Source organism: Lactobacillus sp. C449L, assembly GCF_059900815.1.
Genome location: NZ_JBWXGA010000063.1, coordinates 1 through 584, shown reverse-complemented (window position 1 = coordinate 584; position 584 = coordinate 1). Strand labels below are relative to the sequence as shown.

Genomic DNA, 584 nt, shown 5'->3' with positions numbered 1-584 from the left:
CGGCTAGACCTGGTGCGAGGTCAGGTCGAATCGCTCCAAGAGGAGCCGCGCCTGGCTCGGATCGGCCCGGATGGCCTCGAGGACGCGCCGCAACCGCGTCACTTCCGCCTCGAGCTTCGCGACCTGGCTCTCCGGGTCGCCCTCGCCGCCCTTGGCGCCGCGCTCGTCTTCGAACTCGACCCCGGCAAAGCCCTGGCGAAACCAACGCAGCACGGCGTTGTAGCGGCGCCCATGCTTGGGGACGTACAGGGAGAACCGGGGCGGCAGCACGGCGCTTTCCGGCACCTGGAGCCGGGCTCCCGTCTCGGACAGGTCCCTGATCGTACATTCGACCGTCGCGGCACCACCGCTGAACTCGGCGCGCGCCTGCAGCAGCGTCCTGGTCCTAGGGCTCGATCGGTTGGAGGGGGTCCCAGCCACGGAATGTGTCCGCACGGTCTCTTGCGATATCGCGCGCACGCTAGCACCCGGTGAACAACGGGACGTGAACGGACTCGGAAGACATGCGCCCGTCGGGCAAAGCGGTGTTGTGCGTCCGACCTCCCTCGGCTAGGCAGTTTCTGCGACCGAGAAGAGCCCGGAAT

At 68.2% G+C, this 584-nt stretch carries 1 protein-coding gene; it reads right to left on the bottom strand.

Going from position 1 to position 584, the window contains the following annotated elements; genetic code table 11:
- Positions 1-3 precede the first annotated feature (3 nt).
- The gene (locus tag AC2JF9_RS08300) at positions 4-420 is read right to left on the bottom strand and encodes a PilZ domain-containing protein (protein WP_500726847.1); all 417 of its coding nucleotides are present in this window, start codon (positions 418-420) and stop codon (positions 4-6) included.
- Positions 421-584 lie beyond the last annotated feature (164 nt).